Raw genomic sequence first — 25182 nt, forward strand, 5'->3', positions numbered from 1 at the left:
GCCCGCTCCCACACTGTGTGGGGAGCGGGCTTGCCCCGCGATCAGCCGCTACCCCACCCCAGCGCCTTGTACAAGGCAATCGCATTGAGGAACGAAGCGGTTTCCGCTTGCGCCACTTCACGCTTGATCAAGAACAACGCCCGCTGGTTCTCCAGCACTGCCAGGTAGCTCCCGGCGCCGCGCCGATAACGCTTGGAGGCGATGTCGACGGCATCGGCGCCATGGGCCGCCGACTGCATCAGCGCACCGAGGCGGGTCTGGTTGCGGGCCAGGCGAGTCACGGCGTTTTCCACTTCTTCGCGGGCCAACAGCAAGGACTGCTCATAGCGCGCCTGCGCTCCTTGGTTTTGCGCCTTGGCAGCACGCAAACGGGCCTTGGCATTGCCCAGGCGAAATGCCGGCCAGGTCACCGTCGGCGCCAGTTCATAAGCACGGGCAGCACTGCCCAGGTCGCCACTGCGCAGGGCAAAGAAGCCGATAAAACCACCCAGGTCCAGACGCGGATACAGCTCGGCGGTGGCCACGCCAACGTCTTCGCTGCTGGCCGCCAGTAACCGCTCGGCACTGGCGACATCCGGGCGGTTGTTGATCAGCGCGTTGACGTCACCCAAGGGCAACTGCCGCGCCAAGGGCGGCAAAAAGTGCACGGGCGCCGAGGTTCCAGCCAGGCTCGGAGCCCGCCCGGTCAGCACGTCCAAGCGGTAACCGGCCTCCTCCACCGCCGCCTGCAACGGCGGCACCGCCGCCTCACTGAGCAGCAGGTTGGCCTGGGCGTTCTGCTCATCCTCGTACTGGCCACTGCCGGCGCGTACCTGGGCGCGGGTGAGCTTCAAGGTTTCACGCCAGGCCTCAACCTCGGACTGGGCCACCTCCAGGCTGCGGCGTCCGCCCTGTTGCTGGTAGTAGGCGCGGGCGACTTCGGCGGCAATGCTCAGGCGCATCTGCTCAAGGTCGGCCTGCGCCGCTTCGGTCCTGGCCTGGGCCGCCGCCGTCAGGCGTTGCAAGCGGCCAAACAGGTCGATCTCCCACTGCACGTCAAAGCCTGCGCGGTAGCTGCGCGAGAACATGCGCTGCGGATCGCTGCCATCGGCCAGTTGCTGTTGTTCAAGGCTCTGGCTGAAACCGGTGCGGGCAGTGACGCCCGGGTACTGGTCCAGGCGCCGGTCGTCGAACAGCGCCCGCGCCGCCAGCAGGTTGGCCTGGGCCTCGCGGATGTCGTGGTTGTGCTCAAGCGCGGTGTCGACCAAACGGTTCAACTGCGGGTCATCGAAGAACGACCACCACTGCGCGGGCAATTGCCCTTGCTGGGCGAACTGCTGCTGTTGCGGCGTGCTCAGCGCCAGCGGCGCCGGAGTCGCCTTCTGGTAGTCGGGGCCGACCTTGCAGCCCGCCAGGGCCAGGCCCAGCAGCACGGCGATCAGGCTCAGAGGGTGTCCGTTCATGCTTCGTTCCTCAACGCATCGGCCAGGGAAACCGCCCGTGGCGTGCTCGCGGCCACCGAGTGTTTACGCGCCAGCAGGCTGTACACCGTGGGCAACACGAACAGGGTGAACAAGGTGCCGATGAGCATGCCACAGACGATCACCAGGCCCAGGCCGAAGCGGCTGTTGGCGCCGGCGCCCGAGGCGAACAGTAAGGGGATCAGGCCGACCACCATGGCTGCGGTGGTCATCAGGATCGGCCGCAAACGGATCTGCGCCGCTTTGCTGATCGCCGCAGCGCGGTCGAGCTGCTCTTGCTCCTGCAGGGTGTTGGCAAACTCGACCATGAGAATGCCGTGCTTGCTGATCAGGCCGATCAGGGTCACCAGGCCGATCTGGGTGTAGATGTTCACCGTCGCATAGCCCAGCGCCAACGGAATCAGTGCACCACTGATCGACAGCGGCACAGTGATGAGGATGATCAGCGGGTCGACCAGGCTTTCGTACTGCGCCGCCAGTACCAGGTAGATGACGATCACCGCCGCCAGGAAGGCCAGCATCAGCGCACTGCCTTCCTGGGTGTACTGGCGCGCATCGGACTGCCAGTCGTAGCTGAAACCAGCCGGCAACGAAGCGGCCACTTCATCGAGAAACGCCACTGCATCGCCCAGCGTAACGCCAGCCGCCGGAATGCCCTGGAAGGTCGCGGCGTTCTGCTGGTTGAACTGGGTCAGCTTGTTCGGCTCGACCTGCTCGGACACCTGCACCACCGTCGACAGCGGCACCAGCGTGCCGTCTTCGCTGCGCACGTACTGGCGGGTCAGGGTCTGCGCGGTCAGGCGCTGGCTGCGCGGGCTCTGGGCGATCACGTCATAAGAGCGCCCTTGCAGGCCGAAGCGGTTCAGGTAGTTCTCGCCCACCAGCACCGCCAGCGACTCGCCGATGTCCTGCATGCGGATGCCCATGCTGTTGGCCTTGGCCCGATCGACTCGCACCTGGAGCACCGGGTTGTTGTAGTCCAGGTCACTGTCGACCACAGCAAACAGGCCACTCTCTCGGGCCTTGCGCTTGATCTCTTCCATGGTCTGGTACAGCACTTGATAATCCTGGGAACTGCGCAGCACCAGTTGCACCGGCAAGCCGCCGGTGGAGCCTGGCAAGGCCGGCAACTGGAAGGCGAAGATGCTGGTGCCTTCGACATCGTTGACCGCCGCCTGCAGGTCGACCTGGATCTGCGAGGCGCTGCGCTTGCGCTCGTCCCACAGCGACAGGTTGATACCGCCGATACCCGAGGCCAGGCCGTCGCTGCCGTTGATGATCCAGGTGCTGACGGTTTCCGGCAGGCGGTTGTAGACCTGATCGAGCTTGTCGGCAAAGCGCTCGACGTAGTCAAGGTTGGCATGCTGCGGCGCCTTGATTGCGGTGAGCAAGCCGGCCTGGTCTTCGGTCGGCGCCAGTTCACGCTGGGGCAAGCCATACAGCCAGGGCAGGCTGAGCAACACCAGCAAGGCAAAACCTGCGCTCAGCCAGCGCCGCGCCAGGGAGAACTCCAGCGCTCGGCTGTAACGCGCAGCCAGGGCATCGAAGAAGCGGTTGGCAGCATGGGCCATGCGCCCTTCGGACTGTTTGGACTGCAACAGGAACGAGCTCATCACCGGCGACAGGGTCAGGGCCACCACGCCAGAGACCACTACCGCCCCGGCCAGGGTCAGGGCGAACTCGCGAAACAGCGCCCCGGTGAGCCCGCCCATCATGCCGATCGGCGCGTACACCGCAGCCAGGGTGATGGTCATGGCGATCACCGGCCCGGCCACTTCCCGCGCCCCCACCAAGGCGGCGGCCACCGGGCTCTTGCCCTCCTCGATGTGGCGGTGGACGTTCTCCACCACCACAATCGCATCGTCCACCACCAGGCCAACGGCCAGGACCATGGCCAGCAAGGTCAGCAGGTTGAGGCTGAAGCCGAACATCAGCATCAGCGCCGCCGCCCCAAGCATCGACAGCGGAATGGTCACCACCGGAATCAACACGGTGCGCAGCGAACCCAGGCACAGGTAGATGACGATCACCACGATCAGCAGGGCTTCGAGCAGGGTCTTGCTCACCTCGTCGATCGACGCCTGGATAAAGCGCGCGGTCTCGAAGGCAAGCTCGGCCTTGACGTCCGGCGGCAGGGTCTTGCGGATATCGGGCAGCACCTTGCGGATGCCGTCGACGATCACCAGCGGGTTGCCGCCCGGGGTCGGGAACAGGCCCAGGTGCACGGCGCGCACGCCGTCCATGGAGGCGCTGGTTTCAACCGACGCTGCGCCCAGCTCGACGGTGCCGATGTCCTTGATACGCACCAGGCCATTGCCATCGTTGCGGATCACCAACTCGCGAAATTCGCCGACGCTGGTAAGGTCGGTGTTGACCCGGATGTTGGAGACCACAAACTGCCCTTTGATCTTGCCGGGCGCCGCCTGGTAGTTGTTGCGCCGCACCGCCTCGGCCACATCGGCCGCCGTCAGGCCACGTGCGGCCAGGCGCGCCGGGTCGATCCACAAGCGCATCGACAGGGTCTGGCCGCCGAACACCTGGACCTTGGCCACACCCTCGATGGTGGTCAGGATCGGCTCCACCACCCGCGCCAGGTAATCGGTCATCGCCGGGGTCGACAGGCTGTCACTGGCAAAGCCGATGTAGGCCACTGCCGTCGACTCGCCGGAGGAGCGTTCGATCACCGGGTCGTAGGCCTGCTCGGGCAGACGAAAGCGCACCTGGTTGACCTTGGCCATCACCTCGGTCAATGCCTGGGTCGAGTCGCGGTTGAGTTCCATGCGCACGGTGACCAGGCTGCGGCCCTGGACCGAAGACGACGACAGGTAATCGATGCCTTCCACCGAAGACACCGCCTGGGCGATCGGCTGGGTCACAAAGCCCTGCATCAGTTCCGCCGAGGCGCCGGGGTAGTCGGTGGTGACGCTGATGGTCGAGCTTTCCAGCATCGGGTACTGGCGGATCGGCAACTGGCGCAGGGACAGAATGCCCAGCAGCAGAATGAGAATGCTGACCACCAGCGCCAGCACGGGCCGGCGCACGAACAGATCGGTGAATTTCATCTGGGAATCTCCAGGCAAGCAGTCAGAAGCCGGACAGTACCGGGCGTTGCAGGGTGTCTTCGGTCGCTTCGACCGCCACCCCGTCACTGAGCTTGAGTTGCCCGGAAGTCACCACCTGATCGTCCTGCTGCAGGCCTTCGAGGATGATCACCCGGCCGTCCTGGCGCTCGCCGATCTTCACCGGCACCCGCTGCACCACCAGGGCCTGCTGTTGCTCGTCATGGCGGGCGAGGAACACCGTGTCGCCATAGGCGGTGTAGGTCACGGCGGTTTCCGGCACGCTGAGGATCTCGTTCACCTGCGGGTCGGCGACCTTGACGCTGGCGTACATGCCGGCCTTGAGCTGCGCATCGGCGTTGTCCAGGGTGGCTTGCACCTGCACCGTGCGCGAACGCTCGATCAGCGGATCGATGGCGCTGATGCGCGCCTGGAAGGTCCGCTCGGGGTAGGCATCGAGCAGCACTTCGACCGCTTGGCCGGGCTTGAGGTGAATGCTCAGTTGCTCATCCAGGGAGAAGTTCACATACAGGGTGCGGGGATCGATCAGGCTGACCAGCGCATCGCCAACCTTCAGGTACTGGCCCTCGTTGACCTTGCGAATGCCCAGCACGCCGTCGAAGGGTGCACGGATGGTTTTCTGCGCAATCACCGCCTCGGTGTGCGCCAGCTCACCGCTGGCCATGTCGCGGGCGGCCAGGGCGTTGTCGAGTTGCTCCTGGGTCGCGGCGTTTTCCGCCAGCAGCTCGCGAACCCGGCGATGGTTGATCCGGGCGTTGTGCAATTGCGCCTGCAGGCGGATGCGCTCAGCCTGTTCCGGGGCATCGTTGAGGGTAATCAGCACATCGCCGCGGCGCACTTGCTGCCCGGAGACGAAGTTGATCCGTGTCACCCGCCCGCCGATCTCGGCCGAAACCAGCACCTGGCGCGCCGCCTCAAGCTCGCCGACGCCGGCGAAAAAGCCGTTGGCCGGGCCACGCTGTACCGTGCCCAGCGCCACCTTGAGCAGCGTGCGCGCCGGTGGCGCCGAAGCCTGTGCCGAGTGCGGTTGTTGCCAGAGCACCAGCAACGCGATTGCTGCGCCGACCAATACGGTACCGAGCGCAAGATTCTTCCTGTTCATTCACCACTCCCTGTGAACGTGGCCTCAGGCCCACTGCACGTTGAACACCACGAAGGCCAACAGGGCCCAGAGCACCAGCACCAGATGGGTCAGTTGCAAGCCTTCCTGACGAATCCAGTAACCAAACCACAACCCGCCCAGGAGCATGGCGAAGGTAAAGCCCAGGAACGCGCTCAAGGCCAGGTTCAGCCAGGGCCTGGCCAGCTCGGTGCTGTCAGTGAGCAGCAGGTAGCTGCCGATCAGCGCGGTGACGGCGGCCGCCACCTGCAACACCAGCACCAGCACCAGGGCCAGGCGGTGCAGCGCCGGGGCATGCAGGGCCCGGGACAGCAGCGGGATGTCGATTGCCGGCGCCTGGCGCAGCGGCGCCATGGCCATGGTCGCGCCGACCGCGCCGAGGGAGGCGCGAAAGGCCTGGAGGTTGTTGAGTACCGCGATGCATAGCCAGAGGCTCAGGCCAATGGCCTGGACTGCCTGGAACAGCCAGAGGGAGGTCTGCAAATCCATTTGAACGTCCGTGATGGTTGAGCGCAATAACACAAGAAAACACTTGGATATTAGAGCTGTGCCTTCCAATGCACAACCCACAAGACGCTAACCACCCTGCACCGCGCAAACATTGTCGACGGTCATGCTTTGCCTTTATCGGCCCCGCGAGTCGGCAAAAGCCTACGCAGGCACGGGCTGAAGACGTTGATCAACCGATCGGCTATTTCGCAGTTGCGCAAAATCCTCGCCCCCATCCATCGCGACGGATGGAGTGGCCAATGCCGACACCTTCACTTGACTGTATTTGTATAGACATGCTCATATCGGTTCAGTCGCTGCCTGCCTGTGTTCGGCCAGCGACCCGACCGCGACAACAACAATAGGCGGAGAACCCGAGCAATGACCCAGGCCAATGCCTCGCGCAGCAAGCCCCTGATCGAGCGCCGTTCGATCGACTACATTCCGGAAAATGAACGACACGGACGCCTCTACAGCCAGTTCACCCTGTGGCTGGGTGCCAACCTGCAAATCACCGCCATCGTCACCGGGGCCCTGGCCGTGGTGCTCGGCGGCGATGTGTTCTGGTCGCTGATCGGCCTGCTGCTGGGGCAACTGGTCGGTGGCGCGGTCATGGCCCTGCATGCCGCCCAAGGGCCCAAGCTGGGCCTGCCGCAGATGATCTCCAGCCGGGTGCAGTTCGGGGTCTATGGCGCGGCCATCCCGATTGCCCTGGTGTGCCTGATGTACCTGGGCTTTACCGCCACCGGCACGGTGCTCTCGGGCCAGGCCATCGGCCAGTTGCTGAGCGTCAGCGACAGCACCGGGATTCTGATCTTCGCCGGCGTCATTGTCCTTGCCACGGTGTTCGGCTACCGCATGATCCACTGGATCGGCCGGCTTGCCAGCGTGCTGGGGATTATCGCCTTCGTCTACCTGTTCAGCCGCATCATGGTCATCAGCGACATCGGCCAGCTTCTGGAAAACCGCCACTTCACCTGGGCCTCGTTCCTGCTGGCGGTGTCGTTGTCGGCGTCCTGGCAGATCTCGTTCGGCCCCTATGTAGCGGACTACTCGCGCTACCTGCCAAGCAATACCTCATCGTTCAAGACCTTCCTCGCCGCAGGCCTGGGCTCGGTGGTCGGCGCCCAGGCGTCGATGGTCCTCGGGGTGTTTGCCGCAGCGATTGCCAACGGCCAGTTTTCAGGCCGAGAAGTAGCCTATATCGTCGGCCTGGGCGGTACCGGTGCCACGGCCGCGCTGCTGTATTTCAGCATTGCCTTCGGCAAGGTGACCATCTCCACCCTCAACTCCTACGGTAGCTTCATGTGCATCGCCACCATCATCAGTGGCTTTCGCGGGCACATCGAAGTGACCCGGCGCCAGCGGCTGGTCTTCGTCCTCGCCATCGTCGGCGCCGCGACCCTGATCGCCCTGCTCGGCCAGCATTCGTTCCTGGCCGCGTTCAAGTCGTTCATCCTGTTCCTGCTGACCTTCTTCGTGCCCTGGAGCGCGGTCAACCTGGTGGATTACTACTTCATCACCAAGGAGCGCTACGACGTACCGGCCCTGGCCGACCCCAACGGCCGCTACGGGCGCTGGAACCTGCCCGGGATTCTGGTCTACACCTTTGGCGTACTGGTGCAGATGCCGTTCATTTCCACCAAACTCTACACCGGGCCCATGGTTGCTCACCTGGGCGGTGTCGATGTGTCGTGGATCATCGGCCTGGTGGTGCCTAGCGTGCTGTACTACTGCGTGGCGCGGCGCAAGGCAGCCGATGCGCCGGCGCACATGATCCTGCCGCACACCAGTCGTTCCTGAAACAAAAAGGCCGAGCCCTGTTGCCGGGGCTCGGCCTTTTTTGCTCCTGCCTTTCATAGCTTGGCGATCGACACCTCGGTGGATTTGACGAAGGCAATCACTTCGCTGCCGATCCGCAGTTCCAGCTCGTGTACCGAACGGGTGGTGATTACCGAGGTGACGATACCAGCCGAGGTCTGCACATCGATTTCCGACACCACCGGGCCTTCGATGATCTCCTTGACCGTGCCTTTGAACTGATTGCGTACGTTGATCGCCTTGATGGTCATGTTGTGCGTCCTCATCCTGTGGTGCACTGCCGCGCAGTGCTTGAGGTGCAGAGTGCGCCGGCTCGAATAAAATTAAAAAGAATAAATATTTACGAATATAGAACAAAAAGAAATATACAGTCAGGCATATCGAAAGACCCATAAGTTATTTATTTTCAGTTTTTTAGATCATTTAGCATCGGTGCCACCCTCATAGAGCAAGTGAGCGCACCATTGCACAGCATCCCCTTGACCCCCTGGCAAATCGCGCGGGAACTGACCACCGAGTTTGCCCGCACGGCGGTCGAACGCGACCGTCAGGGCGGCACTCCCAAGGCCGAACGCGATGCCATCCGCAGCAGCGGCCTGCTGGCCTTGAGCATCCCTCGCGACTTTGGCGGGCTGGGCGGCAGTTGGGCGCAAACCTTTGAAGTGGTGCGCGAATTTGCCCGGGTCGACAGCTCGCTGGCCCACGTGTTCGGCTTTCATCACCTGATGCTCGCCACCGTGCGCCTGTTCGCCACCCCGGCGCAGTGGCAACCCTGGTTCGAACTGACCGCGCGCAAGCGCTGGTTCTGGGGCAATGCCCTCAACCCTCTGGACACTCGCACGGTGGTCAAGGACCGCGGCGGCTTTCGCGAGTTTTCCGGGAAGAAAAGCTTCTGCTCCGGCGCCAGCGATTCGCAAATGCTCATCGCCTCGGCGGTGGATGAGAGCGCCGGCGGCAAGCTGTTGATCGCCGCCATTCCCAGCGCCCGCAGCGGCATTACCCTGCATAACGACTGGCACAACATGGGCCAGCGCCAGACCGACAGCGGCAGCGTCACCTTCGAGCGGGTACGGGTGGAGGAAAGCGACCTGCTGCTCGACCCCGGCCCCTTGAGCACGCCATTCGCCTGTCTGCGCCCGCTGATCGCCCAACTGCACTTCGCCAACATCTTCCTCGGCATTGCCGAAGGCGCCTTTGAAGAAGCCCGCCACTATGCCCAGCACGAGTCGCGGCCGTGGTTCAAGTCAGCGGCCCAACAGAGCAGCGCCGACCCCTACGTGCTCAACCATTTCGGCGACTTCTGGGTGCGCCTGCAGGGTGCGCGCCTGCTGGTCGAGCAGGCCGCCGTCGAGCTGGACCAGGCCTGGGCCAAAGGCGCAGCGCTGAGCGCCGAACAACGCGGGCGCCTGGCCGTGACCATCGCCACCGCCAAGGTCGCCGCCAGCCGCGATGGCCTGGAAATCTGCAGCAAGGTGTTTGAAGTCACCGGCGCCCGCGCCACCCAGGCCTCGGTGGGCCTGGACCGCCACTGGCGCAATTTGCGTACCCAGAGCCTGCACGACCCGCTCGACTACAAGCTGCACGAACTCGGTGAATGGGCCCTGCGCGGGCAATTGCCGACCCCGACCTTCTACTCATAGTGTGACCGCCATGCAATTGTTGACCCTGCCCCCCTCCCCGGCCCTGGCCACCTCGATCCGCGCCACCGCGCAAGTGTTCGAAGACCCCAAGTCGCGGGCCCTGCTGGCGCACCTGCAGCGGGTTGCGCCGAGTGAAGCCAGCGTGCTGATCATCGGCGAAACCGGCACCGGCAAGGAGCTGGTGGCCCGCCACATTCACAACCTCAGCGGCCGACGCGACAAGCCGTTCGTGGCGGTCAACTGCGGCGCGTTTTCCGAATCATTGGTCGAGGCCGAGCTGTTCGGCCACGAAAAGGGCGCGTTCACCGGCGCCCTGAGTTCCAAGGCCGGCTGGTTTGAAGAAGCCAATGGCGGCACGCTGTTCCTCGACGAGATCGGCGACTTGCCGATGCCGATCCAGGTCAAACTGTTGCGGGTGTTGCAGGAGCGCGAAGTGGTGCGCCTGGGCTCGCGCAAGAGCATTGCCATCGACGTGCGGGTGCTGGCCGCGACCAACGTGCAGCTGGAAAAAGCCATCAATGCCGGGCACTTTCGCGAAGACCTGTACTACCGCCTCGACGTGGTCAGCCTGGAGCTGGTGCCGCTGCGCGAACGCCCGGGCGACATCCTGCCGTTGACCCGCCACTTCATCCAGGCCTACAGCCAGCGCCTGGGCTATGGTGAGGTCCGCCTCAGCAGCGAGGCCGAAGCCAAGCTGCGCAGTTACGGCTGGCCGGGCAATATCCGCGAGCTGGAAAACGTCATCCACCACACCTTGCTGATCTGCCGCGACGGGGTGATCCGCCAGGAAGACCTGCGCTTGTCGAACATGCGCATCGAGCGCGCCGACGACAGCCCAGGCCTTGATGACTCGGCTGAAGGGCTGCTGGAGCGGGCCTTCCAGAAACTCTTCGAACAGCCGGCGGGTGCCTTGCACGAAAAGGTCGAGGATGCGCTGTTGCGTGCGGCGTATCGCTTCAGCCACTACAACCAGGTGCACACGGCGAACTTGCTCGGCTTGAGCCGCAATGTCACCCGCACCCGGTTGATCAAGATGGGCGAGCTGGCGGTGAATCGCAGGCAGCCTGCCGGGAGTACCCAGGGGGAGCGGGTGTTGAATTTGTCCATCTAGTAAGCCAGGGATGGCCTCATCGCGGCATAGGTATCTACACATCTCTAGCGAGTCAGCCTATTGGCTCGTGATAGGCGTGCTTATCCAGTTGATGTGGCGACGCTGCCGGCCCCTTCCGCCCTTACGGCGGCTCACTTTTGTCTTGGCAAAAGTGAGCAAAACCGCTCGCTCAATCATCCGGCCCTGCGCTGCGCTCCGGGTTCCCTCCTTACGCACCGACTCCGGGGGCCGCGCCGAAGGGACATCCATGTCCCTCGGCACTTTGCGGCCCATCCATGGGCCTGCACCCCCTCCATCGGTGCTCCACTCGGCCTCCTGAAATCGCGAAAAATCAAAAGCCAGATCAACAGCACAATTCGCTTCGCTCTTGCTGGCTGAGGTCGCACACCACATTTGTGTTCACACCGCGCTGTTGATCTTGATCTTGATCTTGATCTGCAGCGACTTCAGTAGGCCGAGTGGAGCACCGATGGAGGGGGTCAGTTCACGTAAGGGCGGAAGGAGCCGGCAGCCTCGCCACATCAACTGGATCAGCACACATGCGCAGACCACCCCTGAGCCATCTTCATAGATCAGGATTAGAGATGTGTAGATACCGATGCTCATCGCGGGACAAGCCCGCTCCCACCGAGAGGGCGTAGCTCCTACAGGTATGTCTGTGCGCCGGCATCTGGCGCCAGGCGCCGGAACACCAGCGCCGAGGCCATGCACGCCAGCGCACCCACGCCAATCACCAGGGCGATATCCGCCACCGCCACCTGCGACTCACCCTTGATGCTCATCAGCAGGCTGAGCAACGAAGCCGCCACCCCCACCGACAAACTCATGGTCAACTGCACCGTCGCCGCCGACAGGCTGCTGGCGCGGCTGTGCAGCTGCGCAGGCACGTCGGCATAGGTCAGGCCGCCCATGGCGCTGAACTGCAACGAGCGGATCAGGCCACTGACGAACAGGATCAACACCACCAGCCAGTACGGCGTGTCGAGGTTGAAACTGGCGCAGGCGCCCAGGCTCAATCCGGTAAACAGCGCATTGCAACTGAGCGTGCGGCGAAAGCCGAAGCGGCGCAGGATACGCACCGCCAGCAGCTTGACCACAAAAGCGCCAACGCCACCGGTAAAGGTCAGTAACCCTGCATGCAAGGGGCTCAGGCCAAAGCACAGTTGAAACAGCAGGACCATCAGGAACGGCTGCGCCGCCGTACCCAGGCGGAACAGGTTGCCGCCCCAGAAACTCAAGGCAAAGCTACGCACGCGCAAGGGCGCAAAGTCCAGCAGCGGCTGGGCGCAGCGGCGGGCATGGCGCACATACAGCACTGCCGCCAGCAACCCAAGCAGCAGCAACAGCAACACCCAACGTCGCGCCAGCAAACCATGGCCCAGCGCCTCGAAGCCGAACACCAGTGATGCCAAGGCCACACTGGCCAGCAGCAAGCCGCGCAGGTCCAGGCGTTGCTGGCTGTCGCCGGGATAATCGGGAATGTGCCGCAGCACCAGGTAAACCCCGAGTACGCCGATGGGCAGGTTGACCAGAAAGATCCATTGCCACGACAACAGCGTCACCAGCAACCCGCCCAGCGGCGGCCCGAGCATCGGCCCCAGCAGCGGCGGGATGGTCAGGTAGGACATGTTACGCAGCAGCTGCTCGCGCGGCGACCAGCGCAGCAGGATCATCAACCCCACCGGCACCATCATCGCCCCCGCCGCACCCTGGCACAGGCGCGCCAGGCACAGCTGCAGCAAGGAGCCGGCCAGGGCGCAGGCCAGCGACGACAGAGTGAACAGCACAATGGCCAGAACAAACAACCGCCGTGGCCCGTAGCGGTCCGCCGCCCAGCCGCTGACCGGCACCGCCAACGCCGCCGCGAGCATGTACAACGACACCACCAGGTTCATGCGCACGCTCGGTGCGCCGAACTCCAAGGCCATCTGCGGCAAGGCGGTCATCACCACCGTGGCGTCGATCAGCTCCATCAACAGCGCGCAGCCGATGATCATCGGCACCCGCCGCGATTGGCGGATGCTGTCGCAGAGCTTAGGCGCCTGCAGGATACCCAAGTCAGAACAGCCCCGAGGTTGGCGGCGGTGTGCCGGTCAGTTGCCAGGCGCCCACCGCGGCGGCGGTGAAGGCGCGGGCGGCGATGTCACCGACGCTGAGCTGCACATAGGGGTCATCCACCGAGCGCGTGGCGCTGCTGTGCTTGATCGGCCGGGCATGCTCACGGGCAAACAGCGTGGCATCGTCCAGGGCATTGCGGGCGATGCCGGCCTGCACCGTGGCCAGGAACAGCTGCAAGAACGGCGTGACGATGGTGCGCCTGCCCTCCTCCACCGTGCGGGTGCGGATCTCGTCGGCGTACACCACGACATCGTCCAGGCGCGTAGTGCCACTGGCAGTCAGGCGCTGGCCCATGGCGTCGAAATCATCGAGCAGTTCCAGGCCCTTGCGATCACGCGGCAGCACGAACGACACCGGCTGGTCGTGTTCATCCAGGGCCACGGCGCTGACCCAGTCGGCATAGAGGGAACCGGTGCTGTAGTACTTGCTGCCGCTGGCGCGATAGTGCTCGCCGTCACGCACGATGCGCGCACTGATCGCGCCATTGGCGCCGCCCACTTCCCAGCCGGCATTACCCAGCACCGCGCCTTGCAGGTAACGGGCGAACCAGCGCTGGCGCTCGGCCTCGGCGCCGTCGGCAGTGGAAGACAACAAGCCTTCGATAAAACCAAAGCCGGGGCGCAGCGCCTGGGCGACATTGGAGTCCACCGAGGCGATACGCAACAGCAGGCCGATCACATCGCTGACGCTGCCACCCGGGCCGCCATAGGCCTCGGGGATGCGGCAGGTGTAGAGCCCGGCCTGGGCAATCTGGCGCACGGCTTCATAGGGTAACTGGCGCTCGCGCTCGCGCTGCGCGGCGCCGGCGGCGATCAGTGGCAACAGGTTCTCGGTATTGCCCTTAAGGTCGTCAAGGTTGCGCCGTTCAGCGCGCGGTACTGCGGATAAACCAGGCATGGGCTGTCCTTGTAGGGTCGGGCGATCAGATCGCCAGGCGGAGAAATTCGAAACTGACCCGACGACCGCTTTCCAGCTGCGGAATGGCGTCGAGCAGGGCACGGGTATAGGGGTGTTGCGGGCGGTCGAAGACCTCGCGCACGGCGCCGCTTTCCACCGCCACGCCGTCTTTCATCACCAGCACCTGGTCACTGACATGGTTGATCACCCCCAGGTCGTGGGAGATGAACAGGCAGGCCAGGCCCAGGCGTTGCTTGAGGTCGTCGAGCAGCTCGAGGATTTGCGCTTGCACCGACACATCCAGCGCCGACACCGGCTCGTCGCACACCAGGATCTGCGGCTGTGCGGCCAGGGCGCGGGCAATGGCGATGCGTTGCCGCTGGCCACCCGACAGCTCGATCGGGCGCCGCTCCAGCAGTGCTTCATCCAGGCGCACCAGGTGCAGCAACTCGACCGCCTGCTGGCGCCACTGCGCGCGCGCATGCCCGGCCACCTCCAGCGCCTCGAACAGCACGCGCTGCACGGTGTAGCGTGGATCGAACGAGCTCAGCGGGTCCTGGAACACTACCTGGATACTGCGGCGCAGCTGGCGTTTGTCCTGGTCATTGAGCTGCAACCAGGGCCGGCCATTGATCTGGATCTCGCCGCTGTCGGGTGTTTCCAGGCCGAGGATCATCCGCGTCAAGGTGGTCTTGCCCGAGCCCGACTCGCCGACGATCCCTAAGGTGCGGCCCTTGTGCAGCTGCAGCGAGACCTTGTCGACCACCGTGCGCAGCTTGCCGTCCGGGCCCTTGAAGGCCTTGCTCAGTTGCTGCACCTGCAACAGCGGTGCACTGCTTTCCATTACAGGTGTAGCAACCGCCGCCAGTGCCGGCGCCTGCGGGCGGCGAAAATGCACCGCCGCACCGGCCTTGAGCAGGTACTGGGTGTAAGGGTGCTGCGGGTCCTGCAGCACGGCCTCGACACTGCCCTGCTCGACGATCACGCCGTTGTGCATCACCGCCACGCGGTTGGCCAGACGCGAGACCACCGCCAGGTCATGGCTGACGATCAGCATCGCCGTGCTGTCGCCGCGCAGCGACTCGAGCAGGCTCAGCACCTGGGCCTGCACCGTGGCATCCAGCGCCGTGGTCGGCTCGTCGGCAATCAGCAGACGCGGGTTGCAGGCAATCGCCGAGGCGATCAGGGCGCGCTGGCGCAAGCCACCGGAGAGCTGCCAGGGATACTGGCGGGCGCGTAGCTCAGGCTCCGGCACGCCGACCGCGCGCAGCAGTTCCAGCACACGTGCCTGGCGTTGCCCGGCGTCCAGTTCAGTGTGCAATTGCAGCGGCTCGGCAATCTCCTTGCCCACCGGCCGCAGCGGGTCGAGCGCGCCGAGGGCGTCCTGCATGACGAAACCGATCTGCGCGCCGCGCACCCGGCGCCAGGCGCGCTCGTCGAACTGGCGCAGGTCCTGCCCGGCAAAGGCCAGGCGGCTGGCCTGCACCTGCGCATGGGCACCGGTGAGCCCGGCCAGGGTGCGCGAGGTGACACTCTTGCCCGACCCGGACTCGCCCACCAGCGCCAGGCATTCGCCCTGGCGCAGGCTGAAGCTGATGCCCTTGAGCACCGGCGCGGCCTGGCCGAAGCGCACCTGCAGGTCGCTGACCTCGATCAGCGGCGCGGGGTGTTGGATAACAGCGTTCATAGGCGTTTACCTTCGTTGCGGCGCAGCAGTTCGCGGCCGATGGCGGTGATCGAGACCACGGTGAGGGTGATCGCCAGCGCCGGCCAGGCCACCAGCCACCAGGCGTTGGCCAGGTAGTTGCGGCCCATAGCGAGCATGCCGCCCCACTCCGGCGCTGGCGGTGGTGCGCCAAAGCCCAGAAAGCTCAGGGCCGCGCCGGCGACGATGGTGCTGCCGATGCCGATGGTGGCGAGAATCAAAATCGGCTTGATCGCATTGGGCAGCACATGCCGCCAGATCACCTGGCGCCGTGCCAGGCCGAGGGTGGTGGCCGCCTCGACGTAGCCTGCGTTGCGCACCACCAGGGTTTGCGCGCGCACCAGGCGCGCATAGCGCGGCACGCTGGCAACGCCGACGGCGATGATGGTGTTGACGGCGCCCTGGCCGAAGAAGGTGATGATCACCAGCGCCAGCAGCAGGTCGGGAAACGCCAGCAGCACATCGACCAGGCGCATCACTGCGCCGTCCAGCAGCCGTGGGCCGAGCCCGGCCGCCAGCCCCAGGACGGTGCCCAGCAGCAGCCCCACGGCGGTGGCGCTCAGGCCCAGCAGCAGCGATGGGCGTACCGCGTAGACCAGCCGTGCAAGGATGTCGCGGCCGTTCTCGTCAGTGCCCAGCCAATGCAGGCTGCTGGGCGCCTGGAAGGCCTGGCGGGCGCTGGCCTCGAGCGGGTCGGCAGACACCAGCCAGCCCGGTTGCAGCGCCGCCAGCAGCAAAAACACGACGAACAACGCCGCCAGCAGCAGCCCCGGACGCAAGGCCAGTTGCCGGCGGCTGGCAAAGCGCGCCTGGGCCTGGATCAGGCCACTGGCAGGCAGCACGGCGGTGGTTGAATTGATCGGCGCCATCGGGCACCTCCATGAACTGAACGTTAGGGTGCAGGGTTGGGGATCTGCCGGTGGATCTGCTCGATGCGCGCCAGGGCCTCGCTGTCGAGCCTCACCTCAAGGGCGCCGAGGTTGTCGGCCAGTTGCGCAAGGCTGGTCTGCCCGGTCAGTGCGCTGCTGACAAACGGCTTGCTGATGACATAGGCCAGGGCCAGTTGCGCCGGGCTGATCCCCAGCTCCCGGGCCAGTGCCACATAAGCGCCGATGGCCTGATGGGCGCCGGGGCTGTCGTAGCGATTGAAGGTGCGGTACACCGACGACAAGCGCGAACCTTGCGGCAAGGCGCCGTTGAGGTACTTGCCGGTCAGCGCGCCGAAGGCCAGCGGCGAATAGGCCAGCAAGCCGATGTTGTCGCGCTGGCTGAACTCCGACAGGCCGCCCTCGTACAGGCGGTTGAGCAGGCTGTAGGGATTCTGGATGCTGACGATGCGCGGCAGGTTCTGCTCGCGCGCCTGACGCAGGAACTCGGCCACGCCCCACGGGGTTTCGTTGGACACGCCGATATGGCGAATCTTGCCGGCGGCCACCTGTTCGGCCAGCACCTGCAAGGTCTGGGCGATGCTCACGGTCTCGCGGTCATCGGCGACATAAGGGTATTCACGCTGGCCGAATATATTGGTGGTGCGGTCCGGCCAGTGCAGTTGGTAGAGGTCCAGGTAATCGGTCTGCAAACGCTTGAGGCTGCCGTCCAGGGCGGCAACGATATTGCCCCGGTCATGGCGGGTGCGGCCCTCGCGAATATGCGCCCCGGCCCCCGGCTGGCGAGCCGGGCCGATGATCTTGCTGGCCAGCACCACCTCAGCACGCCGCCCGCTTTTCGCCAGCCAACTGCCGATAAAGCGCTCGGTGCTGCCCCAGGTTTCGGCGTGGGTGGGCGTTGGGTACATCTCGGCGCTGTCGATCAGGTTGATGCCGGCGGCCAGGGCCGCGTCGAGCTGACGGTGGGCATCGCTTTCGCTGTTTTGGTGGCCCCAGGTCATGCTGCCCAATCCCAGCACGCTGACCTGGATGTCGCTGTGGCCCAAGTTGCGTTTGATCATGCTTGCTCCCTCCGGAAAGTGAAACGCGTCAAACCGCTTCAGCGGCGCGCTGGTATTGGCTGGCCGGGTATGGCAGGCCGAGGTGGTCGCGCAGGGTGCTGCCCCGGTATTCGTGGCGGAACACCCCGCGCTGTTGCAGCAGCGGCACCACCTCGTCGACGAACACCTCGACGCCTGAGGGGAACATGTCCGGCATGATGTTGAAGCCGTCGGCGGCACCGGCGCGGAACCAGTGTTCGAGGGTGTCGGCGACCTGCTCCGGGGTGCCGACGATCAGCCGGTGGCCGACCAGGATCCGTCGCGACAGCTCACGGATGGTCAGGTTCTCGCGCCGCGCCAGGTTCAGCTGGGCTTCGAGAAAGCCGTGGGAGCCGCGCTCGAACTCCGCCACCGGGCCGATCCGCTCCCAGGGCAAGGGTGCATCCAGTTCCAGTTCGCTGACCGCCAGGCCCACCCGCGCTGCGACCTGGTTGATCAACCCTTCTTCACCGTAATAGGCGTTGAGCTGATCAAAGCGCGCCTGGGCCTCGGCCTCGCTGCTGCCGATCACCGTCGACAGCCCCGGCATGATTTTCAGGTGCTCGGGGTTGCGCCCCCACTGGCGAGCACGCTGCTTCATCTCCTGGTAGAAGGCCTGGCCGTCGACCAGGGTGGTCTGGGTGGTAAAGATCGCATCGGCATAGCGCGAGCCGAGGGCCTTGCCGCCTTCGGAAGACCCGGCCTGGACCAGCACCGGCCGGCCCTGGGGCGAGCGCGGCAGGTTGAGCGGGCCCTTGACCGAGAAATGCGCGCCGACAAAGTCGATGGCGTGAACCTTGGCCGGGTCGGCAAAGCGCCCGCGCTGGGCGTCGCCAATCACCGCGTCATCTTCCCAGCTGTCCCAGAGTTTGAGGGTGACGTCGATGAACTCATCGGCGCGAGCATACCGGTCGACATGCCGTGGCGCCCCGGCCAGACCGAAGTTCTGCGCCGCGGCATCGCCGGCATTGGTCACTACGTTCCAGGCCGCCCGGCCGCCGCTGATATGGTCCAGCGAGCTGAAGCGCCGGGCCAGGTTGTAGGGGTCGTTGTAACTGCTCGACGCGGTGGCGATCACGCCGATATGGCGGGTCGCCAAGGCCACGGCGGTGAGCAGCACAGTCGGCTCCAGGCGCCCGGCCGGGTGCTCGGCGATATCGCCGAACAGCGCCGGGCCGTCGGCGAGGAAGATCGCATCGAGCTTGCCGCGCTCGGCAATGCGCGCGATGTTGCTGTAGTACGCGGGGTCCAGGTAGGCATCGGCCGGCACCTCGGCCTGGCGCCAGGCGCCGGAATGGGCGCCGAAGCCGAGGATGTTCATGCCGATGCTCATGTGTTGTGCAGGCTGGCTCATGGCAACTCCTTGAAGTGAGGGTCAGACCGCGCTGGCTTCGTCGCGGGCGCTGTTGTCCTGAGCGTGCAGCTGGCGCCAGGCGGCACCGGGGCTGACGCCGTTGAGGTAGTAATTGCCCAGCGCCTGTTCGCGGTAAATCGCCGGGTTGTGCGAGGCCAGGGTGCGGGCATTGCGCCAATGCCGGTCAAGGCGCCGGGCCTGGCTGGTGGCCGAGGCGCCACCGACTTCAAACAGCAAGCTGGTGGCTTGGAGCACCTGCTCCAGGATGATCTGCTGGGCCTGGTAGGTGCGGATGTCGGCCTCGACGTAGTGGTCTTCAGCGACCGTGCCATCGAGCTCGGCCTCATGCACCCTCTGCAGCACCTGGGCGACGTCGAGCACCAGGGCCTGGGCGGCATAGGCCAGGCTCGACAGGCGGCCGATCACCCGCTGCACCAGCACATCGTCCTTGGGGCTGGACTGGCCCGGCACGCCAAAGGCGCGGGTGCGGCCCTGGACGAAGGCGACCGCATCGCGCTGTACTGCACGGGCGATGCCGGCCAGGGTTGCCAGGTGATACAGCTGGTAGAACGCCGACAGGTAGGATTCGGCGCGCAGCTCGCCAGGCTTGAAGCGCCGCAGCACCTGCTCCGGCGGCACCGCGACGTCGGCAAAACGGGTGGTGCCGCTGCCGCTCAGGCGCTGGCCGAAGCCGTCCCAGTCATCCTCCAGGCTGACCCCGGGCGCGGTGGTCGGCACCACGACGCTGACAAAGTCCTCGTCGAGCATGGCCACCGCCGCCACCCAATCGGCGTAGATGGCGCCGGTGCAGTAGTACTTCTCGCCTTGCAGCAGCCAGCCGGCCTCCGGCGCCTGCGGGTCGGCCGGGCTGAGGCGTACCGAGTTGCCGGTGGTGTCGGTGCGTTCGGCCATGGCCGCGCCCCACAACTGCCCCGCCACCACTTTGCCCAGCCAATGGCGCTGGGACGCGGCATCGCCACTGGACAAGCGCCCTTCGACAAAACCGAAGTGGGCGCGGAAGATCTGCGGCAGGTTGGAGTCGGCTTCGGCCAGGTCGATCAGCAGGCGAAACAGCACCGGCAGGCTGACCTGGGCACCATCCAACGCCTGAGGTACACGCAAGGCGCCGAAGCCTGCCTCGCGCAGCCAGTTCACCGGCTCATGGGCCAGCTCGCGGTGTAGCTCACGGCGGATCGCACCGTCGGCAATGCGGGCAAAGAGTGGGGCAAAACGCGCCTGCAAGTGCGCGTAGTCCTGGCCTGCGCTGCTGGCGGCCAGAGGGGTTGGCAGATCATGGGCACTCATGGCTTGTCCTTGAAAAACGGGTTCATACGCTGGTGCTGCGTGGGTCGACCCAGTGGTTGATCAGGTCGACGAGAAAGTTGACGACCACATAAATCGCCGCCGCCAGCAGGGTGATGCCCAGCAGCAAGGGCATGTCCTTGGTCACGGCGGCGTCGAGCATCAAGCGGCCAATGCCCTGGCGGGCGAACAGCATCTCGATGATCACCGCCCCGCCCAGCAGGCTGGCGAAGACAAAACCCGACAGCGTCACCAGCGGCACCAGGGCGTGACGCAAGGCATGCTTGAGGCGCACACCGGTTTCCGACATGCCGCGGGCCCGGGCCATGGCGATAAAGGGCTGTTCGAGAATCTCCTCCAGCGCCTGGCGCAGCACCTGGCTGAGCACTGCGGCAATCGGCAGGGCCAGGGCCAGGCTCGGCAAGATCAGCGCCTGCCAGCTGCTGGAACCGGACGGCGGCAGCAGGTGCCAGCCGAACGAGAACAGCAGCAACAGGACAATGCCGATCACGAACGACGGCGCCGACGACAGCACCAGTTCGCTGCCCGACACCAGCGAGCGGACCCAGCGCGCACGGTTGGCGGTGAGCACGGCGCAGGCAACCGCCAGCAGGATCGCCAGCAAGGCGGCGGCCAGCGACAGCTGCACCGTGGCCCCCAGTTGGCTGCTGATCACCTGCAGCACCGGAATGCGCAAGCGGTACGACTCGCCCAGATCGCCCTGGGCCAGGCGCGCTAGGTACTGGCCGTATTGCACCCACAACGGCTGGTCGAGGCCGTATTGGGCGCGCACCTGGGCGATCAGCTCGGCGCTGGGCATGGCATCCGGGCCGCCGAGGATCGCCAGGGCCGGGTCGCCGGCACTGAGGTTGATGGCCAGAAAGGTCAGGGTCGCCGCGCCCCAGAGCACGCCGATGCCTGCCAGCAGGCGCCAGGCCAATCGCTGCAAAGTCCTCATGTGCCCTCCGGGTCAAGCCAGACGCTGGTGAAGAACGGGGTGTTGTGCGAGGTGTCGAAAATCAGCCCCTTGACCTGCTTGCGGTACGCCAGCAACACATGGCTTTCGAACACCGGCACCGCTGGAATGGTTTGCGCCAGGCGCTGCTGGGCGATGCGGTAGAGGCCGGTCAGTGCCTGCGGGTCGGTGGTCTGCCGGGCAGCGCTGAGCACCCGGTCGAGCTCGGCATCGCGAAAGCGCCCGGCGTTCTGGCCGATCAGCTTGGCGGTACTGATCGCCTGGCTGTGGTAGAGGATGAACAGGCCATCGGGGGTGTTGGTGTGCCAGTAACCGCCGCCGATCACCTGAAAATCGCTGGCGTAGCGGCGCTGGGTGACCTGGGCCAGGGGCAGCAGGTCGATGTCGAGCTGCAGACCGATCTTCTTCAGGTCCGCCTGGATGGCCACGGCAATGCTGCTCGGGTAGGCGGCGGTTTCGTAAGTCAGCAGGTGCGCGGCCAGGCGCTGGCCGTTCTTCACCCGGTAGCCCTGGGCGTCGCGTTCGCTCCAGCCGGCCTGGTCGAGAATGCGGTTGGCCTCGGCCACATCAAACGCCAGCTCGTCCTTGAACGCCGGGTCGTAGTAGCGGGTGTTGGCGGCCAGGAAATCGCCCTTGGCCAGGTACTCGCCAAAGCCGGTGATCCAGGCTAGGCCGTCACGGTCAACGGCCTTGGCCACGGCGCGGCGCACCTGCACATCATCGAAGGGAAAACGCTCGACATTGAAGGTCAGGCTGCGAAACGGGTTGGCCTTGCGGATGCGGCTGTGCATCTGCAAGTCCGGATTGGCGCGGATGGCTCGGGCATTCTGGGTCGGCGCATCGACGGTGAAGTCCGACTGGCCGGATTCCAGGGTACTGAAGCGGATCATCGGCTCGGGGACGATGCTCAGTTCCAGGCGGTCGAGGTAGGCCTCGCCCTGGTGCCGGGTGACCGCAGGTGCCCAGTTGTAGCCCTTGCGCTTGACGAAGTTGGCGCCCTGGTCGCGGGTGTAGCTTTCCAGCACGAAGGGCCCGGAGCCGATCGGGTGTTCGGCGATGGATTTCGGCGCTTCGAGGATCTGCCGTGGCGAGATCATGCTCAACCAGGACTGCGCCAGCACATCGAGGAATGGCGAATAAGGCTCGCGCAGGTGCGCTTGGAAGGTGTACTCATCAACGATGCGCCCGTCCACATAGGGGGCGATGTAGGCGGCGGCCAACGGCGACTTGGTCGCCGGGTCGCGCATGTGTTCAAGGTTGACCTGCACGGCGCGGGCGTTGAATTTCTCGCCATCGCTGAAGGTCACGTCATCGCGCAGATGAAAGGTGTAGGTCTTGCCGTCCTCGGAAATCTCCCAGGACTTGGCCAGCCACGGCGAGATATTGCCCTGCTCGTCCTGGTACAGCAGGCAGTCGAACAGAATGCGGCCCAGCCACTGCACGTTGCCGTGGGAAATCGAATGCACGTCGAGGGTGGTGGTGTCCGACGCCGTGGACACCCGCAAGGTGCCGCCGGGCTTGCCCGGGACGGCCTCGTAATAATCTTGCGCGGCGTAACTCAAGGTGCCGTTGGCCAGCGTGCCGTCGATGCCGCTGCTGCCCTGCCCCGCGGCCGGCTCCACCGGCTTGCAGGCGCCCAGGACCAGCAACGCACCCAGCATGGCGGGCGGGCCCAGCCTTGCGATTAGTCTCATGCAGTTCTCCTGCAGGTGCCGCGCGAACGGCACCCGCCCCTGGCTCAGAAGTTGTAGGCAATACCGGTGTAGGCACCAAAGCCGTCACCCGGGTACAGCGACGCGGTGTCCTGGCCCTTGGCGTCGTAGCTGGGCGCCAGGGCGGTGACGTAGTCCTTGTCGGTGAGGTTCTTCAGGTCCAGGTACACCTGCCAGGTCTTGTTCGGCGCGTCGTAGCCCAGGCGTGCCCCCCACAAGGTGTAGGACGGGGCGTAGAAGCTGTTGGCGTAGTCCACTGCTGTGCTCGACGCCGAGCGCACGTTGACCCCGGCGTAGAAGCCATTCGCGTACTGGTAGAACAGCTCGCCCTGGTAGATGTGCTTGGGCAGGCCCGGCAGCTCGTTCTTGGCGAACAGCGGGTCGTTGCGGTAATGGAAGTCGTTGAGGGTGTAGGCCTGGCGCCAGCTCAGCACATCGCCGTTATCGCGCTGCCAGAGCTTGGTGGTCAGCCCCGCCTCGATGCCCTGGTGAATGGTCGGGCTGGCGTTGGAGGTCGAGACCACCGCGGCCGAGGTGGCGGTGGCCGGGAGGATTTCGACGTTGAGCAGCTCATCCTTGATCCAGGATTTGTACAGGGTCAGGCTGCCATCGAAGATCTCCGAGCGCCCGCGAATGCCCAGCTCGACGGTGTTGGCGCTTTGCGGCACCAGGGTCTTGGCGAAGTTGGTGGTGACCCCGGAGCCTGAACTCGACCAGGAGCTGGGCGGGTCGATGGAGCGGCTGACGTTACCGAACACTTGCACGTCCGGGGTCAGGTAGTAACGCAGGCCGACCCGTGGCGCCAGCTTCCACTCGTCATAGCGATAGTGGCTGGGGATGCCGCTGGTGTTAGGCCGGTCGCTGAAGCTGACGTCGACGTTGCGCTTGACCTCGATGGCCGACAGGCCGGTGGACAGGTACAGGTTGTCGGTCAGGCCCAGGTCGTTGCCCAGCGACAACACGTGGTCGAAGGAGCCGTCGTACTCGACCTGTTTCTGCAACCGGCCCAGGTCCTTGTCACCGTTGTAGGTGCGCACCCCGGAGCGGATGTGCTGGGTGCTGTTCCAACCCAGGGTGGTGGTGCTCGGCAGGCCGAACAGTTGGTCGCTGCGGGTGTACTTGAGCGAGTAGTTGATGTCGCGCCAGTCCCAGTAGTTGGGGTTGACCGTGCTCTTCTTGCTGAGGATCTGCGGGTAGTTGTGATAGACCAGGCCGGCCACCAGGGTCGAGTCGTCGTCAAAGGTGTAGGTGGTCTTGCTGCCGACCCAGGTCGAGCCTTCCTTGGTCGAGTCGCCACGGGTGGCGCGGGTGCTGGGGTTGGTCTGCGACGAGTTCTTCTTCAGTTGCGCCAGGGTCAGGGCCCCGGAGTTCTCGTGGTACTCCTCGCGGTAGCGGATGTACAGGCGGGTTTCCAGCTTGGGGTTGAAGCGGTAGCCGAAGTTGGTCACCACGCCCTTGGCCTTGGTGAAGGTAAAATCCTGGTAACCGTCGCGCTTGGCGTTGTCGACGCTGACGAAATAATCAGCGTTACCGGCCACGCCACCGGTGCTCAGGGTCTGCTTCTGCCAGCCAAAGCTGCCGCCTTCGAGCTTGATGCGATTGCCCGGCGCAGTCAGCCCGGAGTTGGTCACGAAATTGATCGCCCCGCCCAGGGACAAGGCGCCGTACTCGAAGGCGTTGGCTCCGCGCAGCACTTCGGTGTAGTTCAGGCCCTGGGTGTCGAGCAGTTCATAGGGCGTGCCGCCAGCGCCGGTCAGGGCCAGGCCGTCGAAGAGGAACTTGGTGCCTTCGCGAAAGTAACCCGGCGAGGTGTTGGCGCCCGAACCTCGGATGGAAATCTTGATGGCATCGTTGCCACCGGCGGCCTGGGCATACACCCCCGGCTGATAGGCCAGAGTGTCTTCCAGGGTGGCCGAACGGCCCTTCTCCACCTCGGCCTGCTGGACCAGCCCGGTACCGCCGGGGATTTCGTCCAGTTGCGCCTGCGCATTTTCTACCGGGGTGGTTTTGGCGGCCTGGACGGTAACCGTCTCCAGGCGTTGTTCAGTCTGTGTGGCATCGTCGGCCTGGGCCAGCGGTGCCAGGCTCAACAGGGCTGCGCCGACGCTGGCCAGCTTCCAGTCCCTGCCTACTACTTTGGTCGAATAATTGGATAAAACGGCTGTTTCCCGAGGCACGAAATTCAAGGTCTTGCTCCCCACCTGATTGAAAAATAGGCGAGTTTCTATTGGTATAGTCAATCTCGGGGGAAGCTGTTGCAGCCTCCGTGCCAACCTGCAAAACCCCTGTATATCCTGTGCTTGACGCCTCGCCGAGGTTTAAACAATTGTTCGAAATCCAGGCATCTGTGGAACTGCTGTTGCCTGGCAAACAGTTGATCATGCACCCGCCTCTGATAGATACGCTCGATAGACCTATCAACAAGGTCGAT

At 65.0% G+C, this 25182-nt stretch carries 19 protein-coding genes; 3 read left to right on the forward strand and 16 right to left on the reverse strand.

Annotation, left to right across the window (positions count from 1 at the left end; translation table 11 throughout):
• Window positions 1-41: 41 nt before the first annotated feature.
• Genes EXN22_RS17195 through EXN22_RS17210 form a run of 4 tightly spaced genes read right to left on the reverse strand, consistent with a single transcriptional unit; the run spans window position 42 to window position 6149 of the window.
• Complete coding sequence (locus EXN22_RS17195; protein ID WP_130265197.1) at window positions 42-1442, reverse strand: efflux transporter outer membrane subunit; 1401 nt, start codon at window positions 1440-1442, stop codon at window positions 42-44.
• Window positions 1439-4522, reverse strand: a complete 3084-nt coding sequence (locus EXN22_RS17200; protein WP_130265198.1) for a MexW/MexI family multidrug efflux RND transporter permease subunit — start codon at window positions 4520-4522, stop codon at window positions 1439-1441. The genes EXN22_RS17195 and EXN22_RS17200 overlap by 4 nt, the downstream gene beginning before the upstream one ends.
• A gap of 22 nt (window positions 4523-4544) precedes the next feature.
• Window positions 4545-5642: an efflux RND transporter periplasmic adaptor subunit gene (locus EXN22_RS17205; protein WP_130265199.1), complete on the reverse strand. Its 1098-nt coding sequence runs from the start codon at window positions 5640-5642 to the stop codon at window positions 4545-4547.
• 24 nt (window positions 5643-5666) lie between these two features.
• On the reverse strand, window positions 5667-6149 hold the full coding sequence (locus EXN22_RS17210) for a DUF2165 family protein (RefSeq protein ID WP_130265200.1): 483 nt from the start codon (window positions 6147-6149) through the stop codon (window positions 5667-5669).
• A gap of 381 nt (window positions 6150-6530) precedes the next feature.
• On the opposite strand from EXN22_RS17210, the gene EXN22_RS17215 reads away from it, so the two are divergent.
• Window positions 6531-7952 (forward strand): purine-cytosine permease family protein, encoded by a 1422-nt coding sequence (locus EXN22_RS17215; RefSeq protein WP_130265201.1) that lies wholly within the window; start codon window positions 6531-6533, stop codon window positions 7950-7952.
• A 53-nt stretch (window positions 7953-8005) separates the two neighbouring features.
• Here EXN22_RS17215 and EXN22_RS17220 read toward each other — a convergent pair whose 3' ends face one another.
• Window positions 8006-8221: a TOBE domain-containing protein gene (locus EXN22_RS17220; RefSeq protein WP_130265202.1), complete on the reverse strand. Its 216-nt coding sequence runs from the start codon at window positions 8219-8221 to the stop codon at window positions 8006-8008.
• Between the two features lie 201 nt (window positions 8222-8422).
• Here EXN22_RS17220 and EXN22_RS17225 point away from each other — a divergent pair, with 201 nt between their 5' ends.
• Both EXN22_RS17225 and EXN22_RS17230 read left to right on the forward strand, forming a co-directional pair.
• On the forward strand, window positions 8423-9610 hold the full coding sequence (locus EXN22_RS17225; RefSeq protein WP_130265203.1) for an acyl-CoA dehydrogenase family protein: 1188 nt from the start codon (window positions 8423-8425) through the stop codon (window positions 9608-9610).
• Between the two features lie 10 nt (window positions 9611-9620).
• On the forward strand, window positions 9621-10721 hold the full coding sequence (locus EXN22_RS17230; protein ID WP_130265204.1) for a sigma-54 interaction domain-containing protein: 1101 nt from the start codon (window positions 9621-9623) through the stop codon (window positions 10719-10721).
• A 399-nt stretch (window positions 10722-11120) separates the two neighbouring features.
• Here EXN22_RS17230 and EXN22_RS17235 read toward each other — a convergent pair whose 3' ends face one another.
• The 11 genes from EXN22_RS17235 to EXN22_RS17285 all read right to left on the reverse strand — a co-directional run bounded on the left by EXN22_RS17235 (window position 11121) and on the right by EXN22_RS17285 (window position 24865).
• Window positions 11121-11327 (reverse strand): hypothetical protein, encoded by a 207-nt coding sequence (locus tag EXN22_RS17235; RefSeq protein ID WP_130265205.1) that lies wholly within the window; start codon window positions 11325-11327, stop codon window positions 11121-11123.
• Between the two features lie 38 nt (window positions 11328-11365).
• Window positions 11366-12718, reverse strand: coding sequence for an MFS transporter (locus tag EXN22_RS17240; protein ID WP_177414078.1), 1353 nt, complete (start codon window positions 12716-12718; stop codon window positions 11366-11368).
• A gap of 61 nt (window positions 12719-12779) precedes the next feature.
• Entirely contained in the window at window positions 12780-13736 is a 957-nt protein-coding gene (locus tag EXN22_RS17245; protein ID WP_130265207.1) for an acyl-CoA dehydrogenase family protein, read from the reverse strand.
• Window positions 13737-13761: 25 nt separating this feature from the next.
• Complete coding sequence (locus tag EXN22_RS17250; protein WP_130265208.1) at window positions 13762-15423, reverse strand: dipeptide ABC transporter ATP-binding protein; 1662 nt, start codon at window positions 15421-15423, stop codon at window positions 13762-13764.
• Window positions 15420-16310, reverse strand: a complete 891-nt coding sequence (locus EXN22_RS17255) for an ABC transporter permease (RefSeq protein WP_130265209.1) — start codon at window positions 16308-16310, stop codon at window positions 15420-15422. Before EXN22_RS17255 ends, EXN22_RS17250 begins: the two co-directional genes overlap by 4 nt.
• Window positions 16311-16333: 23 nt before the next feature.
• Window positions 16334-17389: an NADP(H)-dependent aldo-keto reductase gene (locus EXN22_RS17260; protein WP_130265210.1), complete on the reverse strand. Its 1056-nt coding sequence runs from the start codon at window positions 17387-17389 to the stop codon at window positions 16334-16336.
• 28 nt (window positions 17390-17417) lie between these two features.
• A complete protein-coding gene (locus EXN22_RS17265) occupies window positions 17418-18761 on the reverse strand; it encodes an LLM class flavin-dependent oxidoreductase (protein ID WP_130265211.1) in 1344 nt (447 codons plus the stop codon).
• A gap of 21 nt (window positions 18762-18782) precedes the next feature.
• Window positions 18783-20066 (reverse strand): acyl-CoA dehydrogenase family protein, encoded by a 1284-nt coding sequence (locus EXN22_RS17270; RefSeq protein WP_233281647.1) that lies wholly within the window; start codon window positions 20064-20066, stop codon window positions 18783-18785.
• Between the two features lie 22 nt (window positions 20067-20088).
• Window positions 20089-21021 (reverse strand): ABC transporter permease, encoded by a 933-nt coding sequence (locus EXN22_RS17275; RefSeq protein WP_130265212.1) that lies wholly within the window; start codon window positions 21019-21021, stop codon window positions 20089-20091.
• Window positions 21018-22733 carry an ABC transporter substrate-binding protein gene (locus tag EXN22_RS17280; protein WP_130265213.1) on the reverse strand — a complete coding sequence of 572 codons (1716 nt, stop codon included), beginning with the start codon at window positions 22731-22733 and terminating at the stop codon, window positions 21018-21020. Before EXN22_RS17280 ends, EXN22_RS17275 begins: the two co-directional genes overlap by 4 nt.
• Before the next feature lie 44 nt (window positions 22734-22777).
• On the reverse strand, window positions 22778-24865 hold the full coding sequence (locus EXN22_RS17285; RefSeq protein ID WP_130266853.1) for a TonB-dependent receptor family protein: 2088 nt from the start codon (window positions 24863-24865) through the stop codon (window positions 22778-22780).
• Window positions 24866-25182: the final 317 nt, after the last annotated feature.

Origin of the sequence: Pseudomonas tructae (genome assembly GCF_004214895.1) — a bacterium.
In the GTDB taxonomy this organism is placed as follows: Bacteria; Pseudomonadota; Gammaproteobacteria; order Pseudomonadales; family Pseudomonadaceae; genus Aquipseudomonas; species Aquipseudomonas tructae.